The sequence below is a fragment of the Corallococcus sp. CA049B genome (assembly GCF_003611685.1).
GTDB classification, from domain to species: domain Bacteria; phylum Myxococcota; class Myxococcia; order Myxococcales; family Myxococcaceae; genus Corallococcus; species Corallococcus coralloides.
Genome location: NZ_RAWC01000460.1, coordinates 1 through 1,143, shown reverse-complemented (window position 1 = coordinate 1,143; position 1,143 = coordinate 1). Strand labels below are relative to the sequence as shown.

The window sequence follows — 1,143 nt, the reverse complement described above, 5'->3', positions numbered from 1 at the left end:
GTTCCGGCGTTCGACTGTGTGCGGCTCACCGCTCCCCCGAGCGGGAACACGCACCCTCAAGGCGCGTCACGGACCCCCATCCATGACAGCGCACCCTCCCGCCAGCCCCCGGACCCTTCCTCAATGAGGAGTGTCAAGCCGGACGGATCGGCAAACCCTTGCAACAAAACCCTGGCGCCTTCCCGCGCGCCGTCGAATCCCTGCGTGTCGACTTCAAACTCAGTGCATGGCGGACCGCTCGTCGCGGCGGCCCATGGGGGCCCGGCGCGCGTGGGACGGCCGCTCGAAGTACTCCACCACCAGACCGCCGAACGGCACCCGGGGCCCATCCGCCTTCGGGTCCGCCATCCGCTGGAGCAGCGCCACCGCGCTGTCCACGGCCTCGTCAATCGCGCGGTTGATGCGCTGGCGCTCCGTGTCTCCGCCGCCCAGCACCTCCAGGGCGTCCACCAGGCACCGCCGCAGCAGCGCGAACTCGTCGTGCAGGGCCCGCGCGCCACGCTCCGGCGCCAGGCGCAGCACCGCGCGGGTGCGGCTCCAGGGGCTGGACTCCACGCCCTCCAGCGTCAGCCCCAGCTCCCGGACGAAGGGCTCCACCAGTCCGTCCAGCAGGCTCGCGCCCGGAACGCCCTGGCCCTCGTGTGCCGCCAGCCGCATCCGCCGCCACAGGGCCGCGATGCGCTCCGGCTGCTTGCTGAAGACCCGGGCCGCCCCGGCCTTCTTCCGTCCCCGCTCCGCCGCCATGTCCGTTGTCGTCCGCATCGCGAACAAAGACATAGCAAGGGCTTTGCCAACGCCAGACGGTTGCTGGTTCCCAATGAATCCGCCCACTTGGGCAATGGGGGTGCCCTGAAGGGCGGCCGGAGGACGTAAATCCTACGGGGCGGATGTTGAAAGGCGGGGGGCAGGGGAAGAACCTTCCCTGCCTGGGCACGCCGCGCCCCTCAGTGGAGCGTTGGCTTGGGCGGGCGGCCCGACGGGGCCTCGCCGTCCAGCTCGTACTCGCCGCTGGCGGACTCCGGCTCCTCGTCGTCCATGTCCGAACCGTCCGGGCCTTCCGGATGGCCCGCGCCCGACTCCAGGGGCTCCGGCGCGCCCTCCAGGGCCTCCGGCTGGCTGGGAGCGGACGGATTGGGCGGGGCC

General features: G+C 72.0%; 1 protein-coding gene and 1 pseudogene. Both read right to left on the bottom strand.

The annotated features are described in order from the left end of the window. Positions 1 to 219 precede the first annotated feature (219 nt). Positions 220 to 762, bottom strand: a complete 543-nt coding sequence (locus D7W82_RS39725) for a hypothetical protein (RefSeq protein WP_171427738.1) — start codon at positions 760 to 762, stop codon at positions 220 to 222. A 182-nt stretch (positions 763 to 944) separates the two neighbouring features. After that, positions 945 to 1,143: pseudogene (locus tag D7W82_RS39720) on the bottom strand (hypothetical protein); the annotation flags it as partial.